General features: G+C 61.0%; 14 protein-coding genes and 1 pseudogene. 8 read left to right on the top strand and 7 right to left on the bottom strand.

What is annotated here, in order from left to right:
• Nucleotides 1-51: 51 nt before the first annotated feature.
• The 3 genes and pseudogenes from plsX to ACMX25_RS07660 form a co-directional block, all read right to left on the bottom strand.
• Nucleotides 52-1,051 (bottom strand): annotated as a pseudogene (gene plsX, locus ACMX25_RS07670) (phosphate acyltransferase PlsX); the annotation flags it as partial.
• A 141-nt stretch (nt 1,052-1,192) separates the two neighbouring features.
• Nucleotides 1,193-1,372: a 50S ribosomal protein L32 gene (gene rpmF / locus ACMX25_RS07665; RefSeq protein ID WP_299710249.1), complete on the bottom strand. Its 180-nt coding sequence runs from the start codon at nt 1,370-1,372 to the stop codon at nt 1,193-1,195.
• Between the two features lie 175 nt (nt 1,373-1,547).
• Nucleotides 1,548-2,201 carry a DUF177 domain-containing protein gene (locus tag ACMX25_RS07660; protein ID WP_414948999.1) on the bottom strand — a complete coding sequence of 218 codons (654 nt, stop codon included), beginning with the start codon at nt 2,199-2,201 and terminating at the stop codon, nt 1,548-1,550.
• Between the two features lie 446 nt (nt 2,202-2,647).
• Between ACMX25_RS07660 and ACMX25_RS07655 the strand changes: the two genes are divergently transcribed.
• Together ACMX25_RS07655 and ACMX25_RS07650 are read left to right on the top strand one after the other, a co-directional pair.
• Nucleotides 2,648-3,262, top strand: a complete 615-nt coding sequence (locus ACMX25_RS07655) for a Maf-like protein (protein WP_414948997.1) — start codon at nt 2,648-2,650, stop codon at nt 3,260-3,262.
• Complete coding sequence (locus tag ACMX25_RS07650) at nt 3,259-3,978, top strand: SAM-dependent methyltransferase (RefSeq protein WP_414948995.1); 720 nt, start codon at nt 3,259-3,261, stop codon at nt 3,976-3,978. Before ACMX25_RS07655 ends, ACMX25_RS07650 begins: the two co-directional genes overlap by 4 nt.
• A gap of 72 nt (nt 3,979-4,050) precedes the next feature.
• Here the strand turns inward: ACMX25_RS07650 and ACMX25_RS07645 are convergent, their stop codons facing one another.
• The 4 genes from ACMX25_RS07645 to ACMX25_RS07630 all read right to left on the bottom strand — a co-directional run bounded on the left by ACMX25_RS07645 (nt 4,051) and on the right by ACMX25_RS07630 (nt 7,204).
• Nucleotides 4,051-5,049 carry a S49 family peptidase gene (locus tag ACMX25_RS07645; protein ID WP_414948994.1) on the bottom strand — a complete coding sequence of 333 codons (999 nt, stop codon included), beginning with the start codon at nt 5,047-5,049 and terminating at the stop codon, nt 4,051-4,053.
• A 95-nt stretch (nt 5,050-5,144) separates the two neighbouring features.
• On the bottom strand, nt 5,145-5,543 hold the full coding sequence (locus ACMX25_RS07640) for a Rieske (2Fe-2S) protein (protein ID WP_414948992.1): 399 nt from the start codon (nt 5,541-5,543) through the stop codon (nt 5,145-5,147).
• Nucleotides 5,540-6,199 carry an HAD-IIIA family hydrolase gene (locus ACMX25_RS07635; protein ID WP_414948990.1) on the bottom strand — a complete coding sequence of 220 codons (660 nt, stop codon included), beginning with the start codon at nt 6,197-6,199 and terminating at the stop codon, nt 5,540-5,542. Before ACMX25_RS07635 ends, ACMX25_RS07640 begins: the two co-directional genes overlap by 4 nt.
• On the bottom strand, nt 6,200-7,204 hold the full coding sequence (locus ACMX25_RS07630) for an RluA family pseudouridine synthase (protein WP_414948988.1): 1,005 nt from the start codon (nt 7,202-7,204) through the stop codon (nt 6,200-6,202).
• 922 nt (nt 7,205-8,126) lie between these two features.
• On the opposite strand from ACMX25_RS07630, the gene ACMX25_RS07625 reads away from it, so the two are divergent.
• The 6 genes from ACMX25_RS07625 to ACMX25_RS07600 all read left to right on the top strand — a co-directional run bounded on the left by ACMX25_RS07625 (nt 8,127) and on the right by ACMX25_RS07600 (nt 15,841).
• Nucleotides 8,127-11,543: an Rne/Rng family ribonuclease gene (locus tag ACMX25_RS07625; RefSeq protein ID WP_414948987.1), complete on the top strand. Its 3,417-nt coding sequence runs from the start codon at nt 8,127-8,129 to the stop codon at nt 11,541-11,543.
• Between the two features lie 187 nt (nt 11,544-11,730).
• A complete protein-coding gene (gene moaA, locus ACMX25_RS07620) occupies nt 11,731-12,840 on the top strand; it encodes a GTP 3',8-cyclase MoaA (protein WP_414948985.1) in 1,110 nt (369 codons plus the stop codon).
• Between the two features lies 1 nt (nt 12,841).
• On the top strand, nt 12,842-13,492 hold the full coding sequence (gene mobA / locus ACMX25_RS07615; RefSeq protein WP_414948983.1) for a molybdenum cofactor guanylyltransferase MobA: 651 nt from the start codon (nt 12,842-12,844) through the stop codon (nt 13,490-13,492).
• Between the two features lie 149 nt (nt 13,493-13,641).
• Nucleotides 13,642-14,949: a molybdopterin molybdotransferase MoeA gene (gene moeA / locus ACMX25_RS07610; RefSeq protein ID WP_414948981.1), complete on the top strand. Its 1,308-nt coding sequence runs from the start codon at nt 13,642-13,644 to the stop codon at nt 14,947-14,949.
• Between the two features lie 128 nt (nt 14,950-15,077).
• Complete coding sequence (locus tag ACMX25_RS07605; protein ID WP_031363462.1) at nt 15,078-15,353, top strand: hypothetical protein; 276 nt, start codon at nt 15,078-15,080, stop codon at nt 15,351-15,353.
• Nucleotides 15,350-15,841, top strand: a complete 492-nt coding sequence (locus tag ACMX25_RS07600) for a GNAT family N-acetyltransferase (RefSeq protein ID WP_414948978.1) — start codon at nt 15,350-15,352, stop codon at nt 15,839-15,841. Before ACMX25_RS07605 ends, ACMX25_RS07600 begins: the two co-directional genes overlap by 4 nt.
• Nucleotides 15,842-15,843 lie beyond the last annotated feature (2 nt).

Genomic DNA, 15,843 nt, shown 5'->3' with positions numbered 1-15,843 from the left:
TGCCAGCAGTGTCAGCGGAAGCGCCGAGCGCCGCTTGTTGCACGGGAGCAGCGTTTTCTTCCATGGCGCGCACGAGGCGTTCAAGCACGCCATTTTTGACGGCATCATACCCGCGTTTGATAGCCCACTCAAACCCGTAAGCCTGTGCCGATCCGTGGCTCTTGATGACCAGCCCGCGCAGGCCGAGCAGCGCGGCGCCGTTGTACTGGGCCGGGTCGACCCGCCGTTTGAAGCGTTTGAGAACGGGCAACGCGACGAGCGCCATCAGCTTGGTCAGGAGCGACCGGCTGAACTCCTCGCGGATCATATCGGTCAGCATCTGCGCCAAACCTTCGGAGGTTTTCAGCGCCACGTTGCCGACAAAACCGTCGCACACGACCACGTCGGTCGTACCTTTATAGATGTCGTTGCCTTCCACGTTGCCGTAGAAATTGAGCGTGCTTGCGCGCAGCAATTCGCCGGCGCGTTTGATGACCTCATTGCCCTTGATGACTTCTTCGCCAATGTTGAGCAGACCGATGGTCGGGCGCTCCTTATTGCCGATGGCGGCAACAAGCGCGTGGCCCATTTCGGCGAATTGAAGCAAGTGCTGCGGCTCGCAGTCCACGTTCGCGCCCAGGTCGAGCACAGTGGTGAAGCCTTTCTGGCTTGGCATCGCGAAAGCGATAGCCGGTCGCTCAATGCCCGGCAGCGTCTTGAGCACGTAGCGGGACACGGCCATCAATGCGCCGGTGTTACCCGCCGAGATGCACGTCTGAGCCTGGCCGTCCTTGACGAGATTAAGCGCCACTCGCATGGACGAATCTTTCTTCCGGCGCAGCGCCACCTCTACCGAATCGTCCATCTCGACCACTTCGGTGGCCGGGACGACCGTCAGCCGGGTTTCGCCGGTGGCTTTGGACTTCTTCAGTTGCGCGCGGATGGCCGACTCGATGCCGACAAGCAACAACTGCGCATCCGGATGCGAACGCACGAAACTGACCGCGGCGGGAACGGTCACGGCCGGGCCGTGGTCGCCTCCCATGCAGTCGATAGTGATCTTTACGGTCATGGAGTGCGACGAATTTCAGGCACAAAAAAGCGGCAGTGAAATGCCGCCTTCTTGGTATACCGGGAACATGTCAAGCGCAAACAACCGCGACTCAGACCACGAGTCAAGACGGTGACGCGAGACGCAACAAGCGTCGTACGCTTAGTCGTTCTTCGTCTTGATGACTTTCTTGCCACGATAGTAGCCGTTCGGGCTCACGTGGTGACGCAGATGCACTTCACCCGTGCTCGGCTCAAGAGCCAGCGCCGGCGCGGTCAGGAAGTCGTGCGAACGATGCATGCCGCGCTTGGACGGCGATTTCTTGTTTTGCTGAACTGCCATGATAACTCCAGAAAAATTTTGCGAATTCTAACACAGCTCGACACATCCGAGACCCTGACCCCGAGCCAGTGAGTCTTTCCGGACGCATCGCGCCGACTGATGATTCGACACCCGACCTGGTGTCGGATGCCAATACTCTTTAGTGCGAGCGTTTGAAGCACACGCTTCGACACACTTAATGCGTGTTGTCGTCCGAACCGCCCTGCCTGAGCTTACCGAGCGCGGCGAACGGATTGGGTCTGCCCGAGCCGCCATCCTGCTGCGCGCTTGCATCGCCATTCAGACCACCATCGTCCAGCTCGCCCTCGGTGCCCGCGAGGCCCGTTACCAGGCTCTCATGCACTTCAGGACAAACTTCGTGCTTCGGCACGAGCGGCAGGGCCAACAACAATTCATCTTCGATCAGGTCGATGAGATCGAACTGGCGTGAGCCAACGATCACTTCCACTTCATCGTTGTCTAGCGGAAATTCGTCCGCTTCATCTTCTGTCTCGACAATGCGATACGTTGCATCGACATCCAGATGTTGCGAATACGGCGAAAGACAACGCTGGCATTCGATCCAGACCGATCCGTGCACCGCGAGCCGCAAATAGGGCTGCGGCGCTTCGGTACCGTCGTCCTGCAACTCGGGCTGCATGGAGCCTTCGGCCTGCCATGAAAACACCGTGTCGCGGTCGGGAGCATCTGCCGGCACTTCGTTCAACATACGCGGCAATTGCGAGACCCGTACACCACCTGCTGCCTGCCGACGGCTTTGGGCGAATTCGAACAAGTCGAGCGCGCGCAAGTCGGCGGGACATGCAGGTTTGCCAGGATTCTGTGTCATGTGCGCTCCTGCAGTGGTCGTTGCCGCGACGGCTGGATAGCTGGTCTGCGGAGGACGACCGGGGGTGAAACTGCAGTATGCACCGCACTAGACCCGTCCGGCTGGTGTGGTTTATCCCGATTTTCCAGCCGATTTTCCAGTTTTGGCAGCGGGCCGCATCTGGTTGCGCTTTTTGGCTCTTTTGGGCTTTCACCCTCGCCCGGCGAGGCGCTCGGTACACTCCAGCTTCCGTTGCCGTACCAGCATGCGTCGCTTTGTACGTAGCAAGGCCTTCGCATACCGATGAAAAGCCCAAAATCATAGCGGCTTTGTCTTTTCGAGTCAAACACTTATGCTTCGGTGGGCGGCGGCGCCATTTTTAGCTTCTTATTGGCTTCTTGGATCGGCCGCGACCCGTTTTCAGTGCCTGATTCAGTCCCTAACCTCGTTGTCTATAGCCATCTTTCATGCCCGACGTCTCAAATCAGCCGCGCCTCATCCTTGCATCGAGTTCACGCTACCGGCGGGAATTGCTCGAACGCCTGCGCATTCCCTTCGATGTGATCTCGCCCGATATCGACGAAACGCCGCTCGATGGCGAGACGCCGGAAGCCACGGCTGTCCGGCTATCGATTGCCAAGGCGCGCGCGGCCGCGGCCCGTGTGACCAATGCCTCCGGTGCGCTCGTGATCGGTTCGGATCAGGTCGCGACCAGCGACGGCCGGCAGATCGGAAAGCCCGGCACGCACGACAACGCTCGCGCCCAGCTTCAATCGATGCGCGGCAAAAGCGTCGAATTTCACAGCGCGCTGTGTCTCTTCGACAGCCGCACGAACCATATCCAATCAGCCGATATCGTCACGCGTGTGCAATTCCGCGAGCTGCCGGATTCGGAAATCGAAGCCTATTTACTTGCCGAAACGCCCTACGACGTGGCGGGCAGCGCGAAATCGGAGGGATTGGGCATCACGCTTGTCGATGCAATCCATTCCGACGATCCCACCGCGCTGGTGGGTTTGCCGTTGATCGCGTTGTCGCGGATGTTGCGCGCGACCGGTTTTCCCTTGGTGGGGGCAGCATGAGCGGCGTTTTGTACCTGATCCCGAACACGCTCGGCGACGGCGACAGTGCCGCGCTCGCCGACGTCCTTCCCGAGCCCGTGCGTGCACGCGCCGCGTCGCTGCAGTACTACATTGGCGAGAACGCGAAAACCACGCGCGTCTTCCTGAAGAAGGTCGGAACCGAGCGGCCGATCCAGGAAATCGAAATCCGCGAACTCAATGTCAACACGCCGCCGGGCGAAGTCGACAAGTTGCTGAAGCCGATTCTGGCCGGTACAGACGCCGGCCTTGTCTCCGAAGCTGGCTGCCCCGCGGTCGCAGATCCGGGCGCCTTGCTCGTTCGTCGCGCCCACGAGCGCGGCGTCAAAGTGGTGCCGTTTGTCGGACCCAGTTCGATTTTGCTGGCGCTGATGGCATCGGGCATGAACGGGCAGAGTTTCGCGTTCAACGGCTATCTTCCCGTCGATGCCGCCGAACGGGGCAAGCGCCTGCGCGAACTGGAAGTGTTGTCGCGGAAGGCTAACCAGACGCAGATTTTTATCGAGACGCCGTACAGGAATCGTGCGCTGCTGGACACGCTGCTTGCGACCTGCGCGCCGTCCACGCTGGTGTGTGTCGCGGTCGACCTGACGTTGCCCACTGAGACGATCCTCACCCGAACGGTGTCGGAGTGGAAAAAGAAAGCCGCGCCGGAGTTGCACAAACGGCCAGCGATTTTCCTTTTGCTCGGGGCTTAGCCTAAAACGTTAAAAAACCGCTCGCCTGGGGACTCGGGGCGAGCGGTTTTCATTTGAAAAACGGTGCAAAACTTACTTCAGCTGCATCTTCCCGCCCATCATCAAAGCCTTCATCGACGCATTGCCGACCGCCGCGCCAAACTTGCGAGCCACGCGCTCGCCAATGCTCTCCTTCTGCGTGTAATCGACAATATCCGGCTGCTTGACGATCTCGCGCGCGACGTAATCGGCGTCGCCGAAACCATCGGCGAGGCCCAGTTCCACGCTCTTCTGACCCGTCCAGAACATGCCCGAGAACACATCGGGCGAGTCTTTCAGCCGTTTGCCGCGGCCTTGTTTGACGGCATCGATGAATTGCTGGTGAATCTGGTCGAGCATGTCCTGCGCGTGTGCATCCATAGCGGGGGTTTCAGGCGAAAACGGGTCGAATGCGCCCTTGTTCGCGCCCGATGTGTGCAGCCGGCGTTGCACGCCCAGCTTGTCCATCAGGCCCGTGAAACCGAAACCGTCCATCAGCACGCCAATCGATCCGACGATGCTCGCCTTGTCGACGTAGATTTTGTCGGCCGCCGCCGCCGCGTAATAACCACCCGACGCGCACATGTCACCCACCACCACATACAGCGGCTTCGACGGATATTTCGCCCGCAAGCGGGTGATCTCGCGATTGATGATGCCCGCCTGCACCGGACTGCCGCCCGGGCTGTTGCAGCGAAGGATCACCGCCGCGGTGCCGTCGTCCTCGAAAGCGCTGTCGAGCGCGGCGTTCACGTTGTCCGAACTGGCGTCGCTATTGGCGGAAATCTCGCCCTCCAGTTCAACCAGCGCCGTGTGGCGGGCGGATTTTGCGACTTTGTCACTGGTGAAATCGAACGCGCCCCAGACCGCGATCGCCAGGATCGCCAGGAACACGAATCGGAAAAAGATCCGCCAGCGGCGTGCGGCCCGTTGTTCGTTGATTGCCGCGAGCGCGATGCGTTCGAGCGCGGCGCGCTCCCAGTTTTCGCCGGTATCGCCGATGGAATTGGGACGCGCCTTATCCGCGGAATCGGTGGGAATTTGATCGGACATGCGTCGCCTGGTTGACTGATTGAAATTGAAAGGTGGGTTTGTTTCGATTGCGAGAAAAGCGCGAGAACGAATCGCAAGAGCAACCGCGAGAACGTTCAAGCTGGACGGATATCGTCGTCAGGAAGCCAGAAGACGGCGCGGCCTTCGGGTGTATCGCGATCTTCCGCTGCCACCCGTCGCAAACGCGCGCCGCGACATGGTCCACCGACGCATTTCCCCGTGTCCGGCTCGTAAATCGCGCCGTGAGTTGCGCACATCAAGTATAAGCCGGAGCTCTCGAAGAACTTGCCTTCGGACCAGTCCATCTCCATGGGCACGTGCGCGCAACGATTGAGGTAGCCAAAGGGTTTGCCGTCGTATCGGACGAAAAATACCGTGGCTTCGCCGCCCTTGTCGACCGCTTTGTGCCGGACGCCGTCGCCGCCGTCGACCAGTTCCTCCGATGCACAGATTCGCACTGGGTCAAGGGGCCGATCAAGCGACGTTCCAGTCATGCATTCTCCCGCAGCCAGTCCCCCAGCGACGTGACGTTTTCGGCAACGAACAGCGGTTCCAGCGCATGCAGCGACTTGGCCGGATGCGCGCCGTACGTCACACCGACCGCCGCCGCGCCGGCATTCTTCGCCATCTGCAAGTCGTGCGTGGTGTCGCCGATCATCACGGTGCGGCTTACGTCCTGCCCGAGTTCACGCGTCAGTTCGTGCAGCATGGCCGGATGCGGCTTGGAGAACGTTTCGTCGGCACAGCGGGTGCCGTCGAAGAGGCTCGTCAGGCGCGACTGGTCCAGCGCGCGGTTCAAACCCACGCGGCTTTTGCCCGTGGCAACTGCCAGCAGATAACCTTCGTCGCGAAGGTTTTGCAGCATGCCGCGCACGCCGGCGAAGAGCTCGGTTTGCTCGCCCTTGATCAAATAATGGAAGCGATACCGCTCGGCAAGCTTCGGGTAATCGACGGGATCGAGCGTGGGCGCGGCAATCTGCAACGCGTCGCGCAGCCCCAGGCCAATCACGTAGCTTGCTGCTTCGTCGGCGGGAACGGGCAGGCCCAGGTCGCGGCACGCCGCCTGAATGCTGCGCGTAATGTGCGCCGTGGAATCCATCAACGTGCCGTCCCAGTCGAAGACAATCAGATCGAATTGCTGACGGGCCATTTATTGGGTCTCTCTGGAATTTTGCTTGAGTTGTTCGATAAAGCGCCGGCATTCGGCCGGCAACGGCGCCTCAACCTGAAGCGTCTCGCCCGTCGCCGGATGCACGAGTTTCAGCCGAAAAGCGTGCAAAAACATGCGTTTGAGCGATGGATCGGCGTTAGGACGGACCAGATTCTTGTTTAACGCAAAGTCGCCGTATTTAGTATCCCCGGCGATCGGCAGGCCGATATGCGCCATATGCACACGAATCTGATGCGTACGGCCTGTCTTCAGTTCCGCCTCGACCCACGCGTACTCGCTGAAGCGCTCGATCAGGTTGAACACGGTATGCGACGCAAGGCCGTCGTCCTGGACGCGCACGCGCCGCTCACCTTCGGGCGTCAGGTATTTGTGCAGCGGTTCCTTCACGATCCGCCTGCGACCCCAACCCGCCAGCCAGTCGCCATGACCGACGGCCTGATAGCGTTTATCGATACGGTTATCGCGCATTTGCTCATGCACATTGATCAGCGCCGAGCGTTTTTTCGCGAGCATCAGCACGCCGGACGTCTCGCGGTCCAGCCGATGCACCAACTCGAGGAATTTTGCCTGCGGGCGCGCGTTGCGCAATTGTTCGATCACACCAAACGCCACGCCACTGCCGCCATGAACGGCGACCCCGGCGGGTTTATCGATCACGATCAGATGATCGTCTTCAAATAGTATGGGGAATTCAGCCGCGGGCGCATTCGATGAAAACGGCGTTTCATCCAGTTGCGCGGTACGAATAGGCGGGACGCGCACGAGATCGCCCATTTCGAGCCGATAAGCGGCGTCGATACGCCCCTTATTCACGCGCACTTCGCCGCTGCGCAAAATCCGGTAAATGTGACTTTTCGGTACGCCTTTACAGACGCGAAGCAAAAAATTGTCGATGCGCTGACCCGCCGCATTTTCGTCGATCTCGATCATTGAGACCTGTTCGCTTGCGACCTTTTTATGGGATGTTTTGCCTAACTCATTCATTCTGAATATAATTTGCGGACAGTCTGGAAAAAGCCACTAAGCTGGCCGGATGTTGTCAGACTGTACAGGTGCAAGCGTTAAACCGTTATTTTACTTGCGCCCAGGGCCAGTTGCTCACCCGGAAAACGGAGTAACAAGTTGCACGCACGACGATATCGCACGGCAGGGACGGTGCCCACAGGCGCGTTCGGTCGAGTCGATCGTCGATACGGTAACGGATTTTTGGCGATCAAGAATTTTATCGGCGAGAGACAGTGAGGTCCGGTTTAAAACCCGGCTTCTTCCGGATGTGACCCGGGTATCAGGCAGGTATCTAAAAGATATCGGGCGGGTATCAAGTTAGGGTGAACGGAACATTGTGGCTTGGCCGTTGCGAAGAAAACGGCCTCTGCTGCAAGCTGCGCTGAAACGGGCGAAGCGTGGCAGAGGACGCAACAAGACGAGACACCCAACGCGGTTATCGGGCGCTTTGAGCACCTGGCTAGCCGCAACGGCAACCTGCTGCAGGTTTGAAAAACGTCGGTCGGTTTGCTTGGTCGCACTGGTTTGCGCGACAACCTTCCTCCCGTTTGACCCTGCATCGGGCCGCAACCGGCTGCTGCTGGCTGCGCTGCCGGCTCTTCGAGTAGTTTGAAGGACGTCGAGCCGAAAGCGCTGTGCCGCTTAAGCCGCGCCGTTGCTTCACGGCGTGTCAAAGTCTTTTCGCATGTGCCCCAAGGCTTGCTGCCCGTCACGACGCATTTCGTCGCTGACCGGCCGCCAGACCTGTTCCAGGCAATTCTCCCCCGCCAGAACTCTCGCTCCAGCGTGCTTTGTGACAACACACAAAAAAGCGCGGCGCGCCCGCCCTCCTGCTTCACGCGATTGACAACCGCGCGAATTCGCTCGACGGGGGCCGGTAGAGCCGCTCTGGAGCCGTCCAATGAAACGCATGCTGTTTAACGCGACGCAGCAAGAAGAATTGCGCGTCGCCATCGTCGATGGGCAAAAACTCATCGACATCGACATCGAAACCGCCGGGCGCGAACAGCGCAAAGGCAATATCTACAAGGGAGTCATCACCCGCATCGAGCCGTCGCTCGAAGCCTGCTTCGTGAACTATGGCGAAGACCGCCACGGTTTTCTGCCGTTCAAGGAAGTCGCCCGCCAGTATTTCAAGGACGGCGTCGACATGCGCTCCGCGCGCATCCAGGACGCGCTGCGCGAAGGTCAAGAACTGATCATCCAGGTCGAAAAGGAAGAGCGCGGCAACAAGGGCGCGGCCCTGACCACGTTTATCTCGCTCGCCGGACGTTACCTCGTCCTGATGCCGAACAACCCGCGTGGCGGGGGTGTATCGCGTCGGATTGAAGGCGACGAGCGTCAGGAATTGCGCGAAACAATGTCCCAGCTCGATTTGCCGGAAGGCATGAGCATCATTGCGCGAACCGCAGGGATTGGCCGCTCGGCCGAAGAACTGCAGTGGGACTTGAACTACCTAATGCAATTGTGGCGCGCAGTGGAAGCGGCGTCGCAAAGCGGTGTAGCCGGCAAGCCGATGCTGATTTATCTCGAATCCAGCCTCGTGATCCGCGCGATCCGCGATTACTTCCAGCCGGATATCGGCGAAATTCTGATCGATACCACCGAGATCCATGACCAGGCCAGCGCCTTCATGGACATCGTGATGCCGGATAACCTGTCCAAGGTTAAGCGTTATCACGACGACGTTCCCCTCTTCTCCCGTTTCCAAATCGAACACCAGATTGAAACCGCGTATTCGCGCACGGTGCCGTTGCCCTCGGGCGGCGCGATCGTGATCGACCACACGGAAGCGCTGGTGGCTATCGACGTGAACTCGGCGCGTTCGACGAAGGGCGCGGATATCGAGGAAACGGCGACCCGCACGAACCTCGAAGCCGCCGATGAAGTCGCGCGCCAGTTGCGCCTGCGGGATCTGGGCGGCTTGATCGTGATCGACTTTATCGACATGGAGTCGGCCAAGAGCCAGCGCGAAGTCGAGCAGCGCCTGAAAGACGCGCTGAAGCACGATCGTGCGCGCGTACAAATGGGCAAGATTTCGCGCTTCGGTTTGATGGAGCTGTCGCGTCAGCGCCTGCGTCCGGCGCTCTCCGAAGGCAGCCACGTGACATGCCCGCGTTGTAACGGAACGGGCCACATTCGCGATACCGAATCGTCCGCGCTGCAAGTGCTGCGGATCATTCAGGAAGAAGCGATGAAGGAAAACACCGCGGCAATTCATTGCCAGGTGCCGGTGGAAGTCACTGCTTTCCTGCTGAACGAAAAGCGTTCGGAAATCAACAAGATCGAGTCGCGATTCAAGGTCAACGTCGTGTTGATCCCGAACAAGCATCTCGAAACGCCGCATTACAAGCTGGAACGCCTGCGTCACGACGATACGCGTCTCGACGAACCGCGTGCCTCCTGGAAGATGGCCGAAGAAGCGGCGCACGAACTGGAATCCGAAACGGGCTACAGCAAGCGCACCGAAGAAATCAAGCCGAAGCAGGAAGCGATGGTCAAGGGCATCACGCCGGCATCGCCCGCGCCTAGCGCACCGGTGAAGGTGATCGCGCCGGTTGCAGCGCCTGCGCCGGTGGTGGCAGCATCGACAGGCGGGTTTATCGGCTGGCTGAAGAATCTGTTTGGCGTGCAACCCGAAGTGAAACCGGTGCCCGTGCCGGTCCTCACGCCCGCACCGGCACGTCCGGCACGCGGCGAACGGCCGGAGCGGTCGGGCCAGGGTGGCGATCGGAACCGCAACCGTCGTGGCGGCGGTGCGGCTTCGCGCGATAGCGCTGCTGCTACTGGCGCTTCTGGTGCGACGCCAAGCGCGCCGGGCGCGGCGGGTGGCCGTCAGCCGCGCCGCGAGGAACGGGAACCGAAGGAAACGCGTGAACCGCGTGAAGCTCGGGAAATCCGCGAGCCGCGCGAACCCCGTGGTGGACGTGAAGGCCGCGAGCCGCGTGAAGCACGCGAAGGCCGCGAACCGCGTGAAGCACGTGAAGCACGTGAGCCGCGCGAGCCGCGTGAGAATCGTGGCGAACGCGGTGGCGAACGCACGCCGGAAAGCGCTGAAGCCGCCGATCGCGGTCAACGCCGTGAACGTGGCGAACGTCCGGAACGGGGCGAACGCCGCAAGCCGCAGCCGGAAGCCGCTGTCGAAGCATTGACGCAAGGCGAAACGGTCGTGTCGGAGTTGACGGACAACGCGCTGTCAGGCCAGGAATCGCAGCAGAACGGCAACGCTGACGCGTTGCAGGCCGATCAGGCCAGCGCAGCGCGTGAGGGCGAAGAGCGCCGCCGTCGCCGTCGGGGTCGTCGTGGTGGACGCCGTGATCGTGAAGAAGATGGCGTGACGGCCAATCAGGCCGGTGACACTGCTGAAAACGAAGGCAATGCCGACAGCGAGCGCGCTCAGGCCGGTGTGTTCGACACGGATTCGTCGAATGAAGCCGATGACAGCCGCGATTTCGCACCTGTTGTGGCTAAACCGGTTGTCGCTCAACCCGTTGAGACGGCGCAGGCAGTGCAAGCGCCTGTGCAAGAACCTGCGCACGCAGTCACGGTCGAGCCGGTTTCGGCCGCCGCGATCAGCGTGACGGAGTTGCCTGAACCGGTTCGTGTCACGCAAGTGGCGCCGGTCGAGGCAGTGCCCGTGGAAGCAAAGCGCGCCGAAGCCGAAGGGTTTGTCGTGTCGCATGGGGCGCAGGAAGTGCACGCCGCAGAGCAAACCAGCGCAACGGTTGTCGAAGCGCCAGCAACGAACATCTTCGAAAAGCCAGTCTCACGGCCGATCGAAAATCCGTTCGGACCGACGCCCAAGGTCGCGGAAGAAAAGGTCGAAAGTCCTTTCGCCGATACCCCGAAGGCAGCGGAACCCGCAGCCGCCGTTGCTCACGCAGCGCCGCAAGCCGAGGTTGCTGAACCGGTGAAAACGGCGCCTGTCGCCGCAACGCCGGAATCGGACCTGATTGTGCCGATCGCATCGCCCGCGCCTGTTGTGGCTGAGGCGTCTGCGCCGGTCGAATCCGAGCCGGTGAAGACGTTCGAACCGGTGGAAACCGTGGCTCCCGCAGCGCCCGCTACCGTAGCGGTTGCTCCGGTTGCTCCCGTCGCGCCGGTCAGCTTGAAGGAAGAAGTGCTCAAGCCGATGCTGGATACGGCTGGGCTCGTCTGGGTGAACACCGACGCCGACAAGCTCCGCGCGGCCCGCGAAGCTGCAGAGCAGGCTGAAGCGCCGAAACGTGTCGTGCGCGAACGCAAGCGCCTGCCGCCGCTCGACGCCGCGCCGATGCAGCAAGTCGAGACGGGTAACGACGCACACGACGCACACTAAACGCGTCTGACGTTTCGAAAAGCGCCACATGACTTCGGTCGGTGGCGCTTTTTTTTATTGGACGCGTGACAAATGCCCGTGAAAAGGTCACGGCAAGCCGCTTTAAAACCGCCCTTCCGCTAAAATGAATTGTTCGATGTTCATAGCAGCCGCCCTACCGTCGCCGCTGCACGAGAAATAAACGATCATGTCCCGACGCATCATTCCTGTTACCGATGTCAGCGCGATCCCGGATTTTTCCGGCATCGCTGCGACGCCGCGTGGACTGCTCACCGACCGGCTGTCGCGTGAGTTGCGCGATTTGCGCATATCGGTGACTGATCGTTGCAATTTCCGCTGCGTGTACTGCATGCCGCGCGAAGTTTTCGATAAAAACTACGCATTTCTGCCTCACAGCGCGCTGCTGTCGTTTGAGGAAATCGAGCGGTTGGCACGGTTGTTCGTCGCGCACGGGGTTGAAAAAATCCGGCTGACCGGCGGCGAACCGCTGTTGCGCAAGAACATCGAATTCCTGATCGAACGATTGGCGCTGCTGCGCACGCCGGAAGGCCGTCCGCTCGATATCACGCTCACCACTAACGGCTCGATCCTCGCCCGCAAGGCGCGCTCGCTGAAAGACGCGGGGTTGTCGCGGGTAACGGTAAGCCTCGACGCCCTCGACGACGCGTTGTTTCGCCGCATGAACGACGCCGATTTCGCCGTCGCCGACGTGCTCGAAGGCATCGAGACCGCGCACGCCGTTGGCCTCGCGCCGCTGAAGGTCAACATGGTGGTCAAGCGCGGGACGAACGACCACGAAATCGTGCCGATGGCGCGCCATTTCAAAGGCAGCGGCACGGTGCTGCGCTTTATCGAATATATGGATGTGGGTGCGTCGAACGGCTGGAACATGAGTGAAGTGTTGCCGTCGGCGGAGGTGGTCGCGCGAATTGCAGGGCATTTCCCGCTGCTGCCGCTCGAAGCCCACAACGACGCAGAAACCGCGCAACGCTGGGGTTACCAGGACGGCGGCGGTGAAATTGGCGTTATTTCGAGCGTGACGCGCGCGTTTTGCGGTTCGTGCACGCGCGCCCGCCTCTCTACCGAAGGCAAGCTGTATTTGTGCCTGTTCGCCACGTCCGGCCACGACTTGCGCGCGTTGATCCGCAGCGGCGCGAGCGACGCCACGGTTGCAACCGCCATCGCCCGGATCTGGGAAGCACGCACGGACCGCTATTCGGAACTTCGCGGCAGCAATGCGTTGCCGGCGGTCGATCCGGACGCGCCGCGCGTCGAAATGTCGTACATCGGCGGCTGACATGGCCGAGCTCACGCAGCCAACCGATACTCCCGGCCATCCCTTTCCGAAGCACGACATCACCGGCGTGGTGCTCGCGGGTGGACGCGGATCGCGCATGGGCGGCGTCGATAAAGGCCTGCAGCCGCTCGACCTCGAACCGCTTGCGCTTCACGCGCTGCGCGCGCTCAAGCCGCAATGCGGCGCGATGCTGATCAGCGCCAATCGCAGCCTCGAGATCTACGCGCAACTTGGCATGCCGTTCCAGGCAAAGGTGATTGCCGATGCGTTTCCCGATTTCCCTGGCCCGCTTGCCGGGATATCGGCGGCGTTGCATGCAGCATCCACTGAGTTCGTGCTGTTCGTGCCCTGCGATGCGCCTTTCGTCGATCCTCACCTGGCCGAACGCCTATTCGATGGCCTGAGCGCCGAACACGCGGATATCGCGATGGCAACCGTCGCCGATGCCACCGGCGAACGCCACGTTCACCCGGTTTTCGCGATGCTGCGCACGTCGCTGGTGGACGATCTCGACGCATTTATGCTTGCCGGCGAGCGCAAGGTCCGCGCGTGGTACGCGCGCCACAAGGCGGTAGAAGTGACCTTCGCCAACGAGCGTGCGTTTTACAATGTCAACGATTTGCAGCAGCTAGCCGATCTCAACCGCAACTAAGCACCGGTTCGTTTCATTCCGTGCTCAGGTTTGCGGCGAGGCCCCGGCTTGGTCAGCGCCGCACTTGCCTGCGCCAGCATCCTCGACATGCCAGCCTTTTCCACCGGTCCGCCCGCGGGCTTTGATCGCGACTTCCGCTCCACCCATCGATGAACACACCCAGGCACTTTTCGAGCTGCGTCGCCGAGTACGATCCGAACGCGCTGCCCGTCAGCGCGGCGCAGGAAATCGTGCGCCAGTGGGCGTTGCCGCGCGGCCGTATCGAAGTGGAACGCGTGCGTCTCTTCGACGCACTCGACCGGGTGCTGGCAGAAGACGTTATCTCGCCGATCAACGTGCCTTTCCACGACAACTCGGCCATGGACGGTTATGCGTTCGATGGCTCCACGTTGCCGGATGGATCGGATGATGAACCGCTTCGCTTGACGGTCGCCGGAACCGCGCTCGCCGGACAACCCTTCGAAGGTCGTCCGCTCGCCGCCCAGTGCGTGCGCATCATGACCGGTGCGCTGATCCCGCCGGGGTGCGATACGGTCGTTCCGCAAGAGCTCGTACAGCGCACCGGTGACGCCATCACGTTCGCCGCAGCGCGTATCGTGCGCGGCGCGAATCGGCGGCTCGCAGGCGAGGATCTCGCGCAGGGCCAACCGGCGTTGCGCCGGGGTCGTATCGTGCGCGCGTCGGATCTTGGTTTGCTTGCGTCGCTGGGCATTGGCGAGGTCGCGGTGCAACGGCGCTTGCGTGTCGCGTTTTTTTCAACCGGCGACGAATTGCGTTCGGTTGGTGAAGCGCTGGCGCCGGGTTGTGTCTACGACAGTAACCGCTATACCCTCTTCGCCATGTTGCGCCGGATGAACGTGGAACCGGTCGACCTGGGAATCGTGCGTGACGATCGTGCATCGCTTGAACAGGCTTTGCGTCAGGCTACGCAAGATGCCGACGTGGTGATCAGTTCGGGTGGTGTGTCCGTAGGCGACGCTGACTTCACGCATGACCTGATGAACGCGCTTGGCGACGTGGCGTTCTGGAAGATCGCGATGCGTCCGGGCCGGCCGCTCGCGTTTGGCCGCCTGTGGTCGGGCAAGCGTCCGGGCGAAGGCGAGTCTGCGTTGTTCTTTGGCTTGCCGGGCAATCCCGTCGCGGTAATGGCGACGTTTTATTTCATCGTGCGCGAGGCGCTGCTCGCCATGTCGGGCGCGACGCCGCATGCGCTGCCGTTGATATCGGCGACGAGTTCGCAGCCGATCAGCAAACGCGCCGGGCGCACGGAGTTTCAACGCGGTGTTGCACGCCGGGACGCCGCCGGGCGTTGGCATGTGGTGATCACCGGGCCGCAAGGCTCGGGCGTGCTGAGTTCAATGAGCGAAGCCAATTGCTTCATTGTCCTGAAGCACGACGCAGGAAACATCGATGCCGGAGACAGCGTCGAAATCCTGCCATTCGACGGCCTGATCTAGTTTCAAAGGCTTTTCGACAACCTGCTTCAAGAACCTGAACCTTAAGAACCTGAACTGCCGTCGCGACATGCGCGGCTAAAACGGACGGTTCGAATGCATTGCACTATGACTGACGGGGCTTTTCCTTCATGAAAAAACAGATTTCGTTCATCGCGCCGGGACAAACGGCCAAAGCGCTGATTCTCGTGTACCTGACCTTCAGCGTACCGATCGTGTTGCTTGGCGTGCTGGTTGCGTTCTTCCGATACGGCTCAGTCGAACTGAGCACCGTGACAAGCGCACTGCTGCTCAATGCCATTCTCGGCTTCATCTTGCTGTGGATTGCGTGCCACGCCTACAACTGGGTGGCGTCGCGATTCGGCGGCATTGAGATCGTCTTGTCCGACGCGCCGGAAGAGGCATGATGAGCACTCAGATCCGACCCGCAGCGCCCGCCGATGTCGGCGCGATTTTTAGCTTGATGATCGAGCTGGCCGAGTTTGAAAAGCTCATGCACATGTTCATTGCAACCGAGGCCGGCGTGCACGACGCGCTGTTCGGCGCGCGGCCGTGTGCCGAAGCGCTGGTGGCCGAAGAAGACGGCCGCATAGTGAGTTATGCGCTGTTCTTCCAGAATTATTCAACCTTTCTAGGCAAGCGCGGGTTGTATCTGGAAGACCTGTACGTGAAACCGGGCATTCGCGGCAGCGGACTCGGCACCAAGATGCTCCGTGCCTTGGCGGCGCTTGCGGTGGAACGCCAGTGCGGCCGCTTCGAATGGACCGTGCTCGATTGGAACGTAAACGCCATCGGCTTCTACGAGAAGATGGGCGCAACCGTGCTGCCCGACTGGCGCATCGTGCGCATCACCGGCGACGCATTGGCTACGCTGGCTTCGCCTGCTGCGGCTTGAGG

Origin of the sequence: Caballeronia eucalypticola (assembly GCF_047608185.1) — a bacterium.
Classification (GTDB): Bacteria; Pseudomonadota; Gammaproteobacteria; order Burkholderiales; family Burkholderiaceae; genus Caballeronia.
This window is presented reverse-complemented; position numbering and strand designations above follow the sequence as displayed.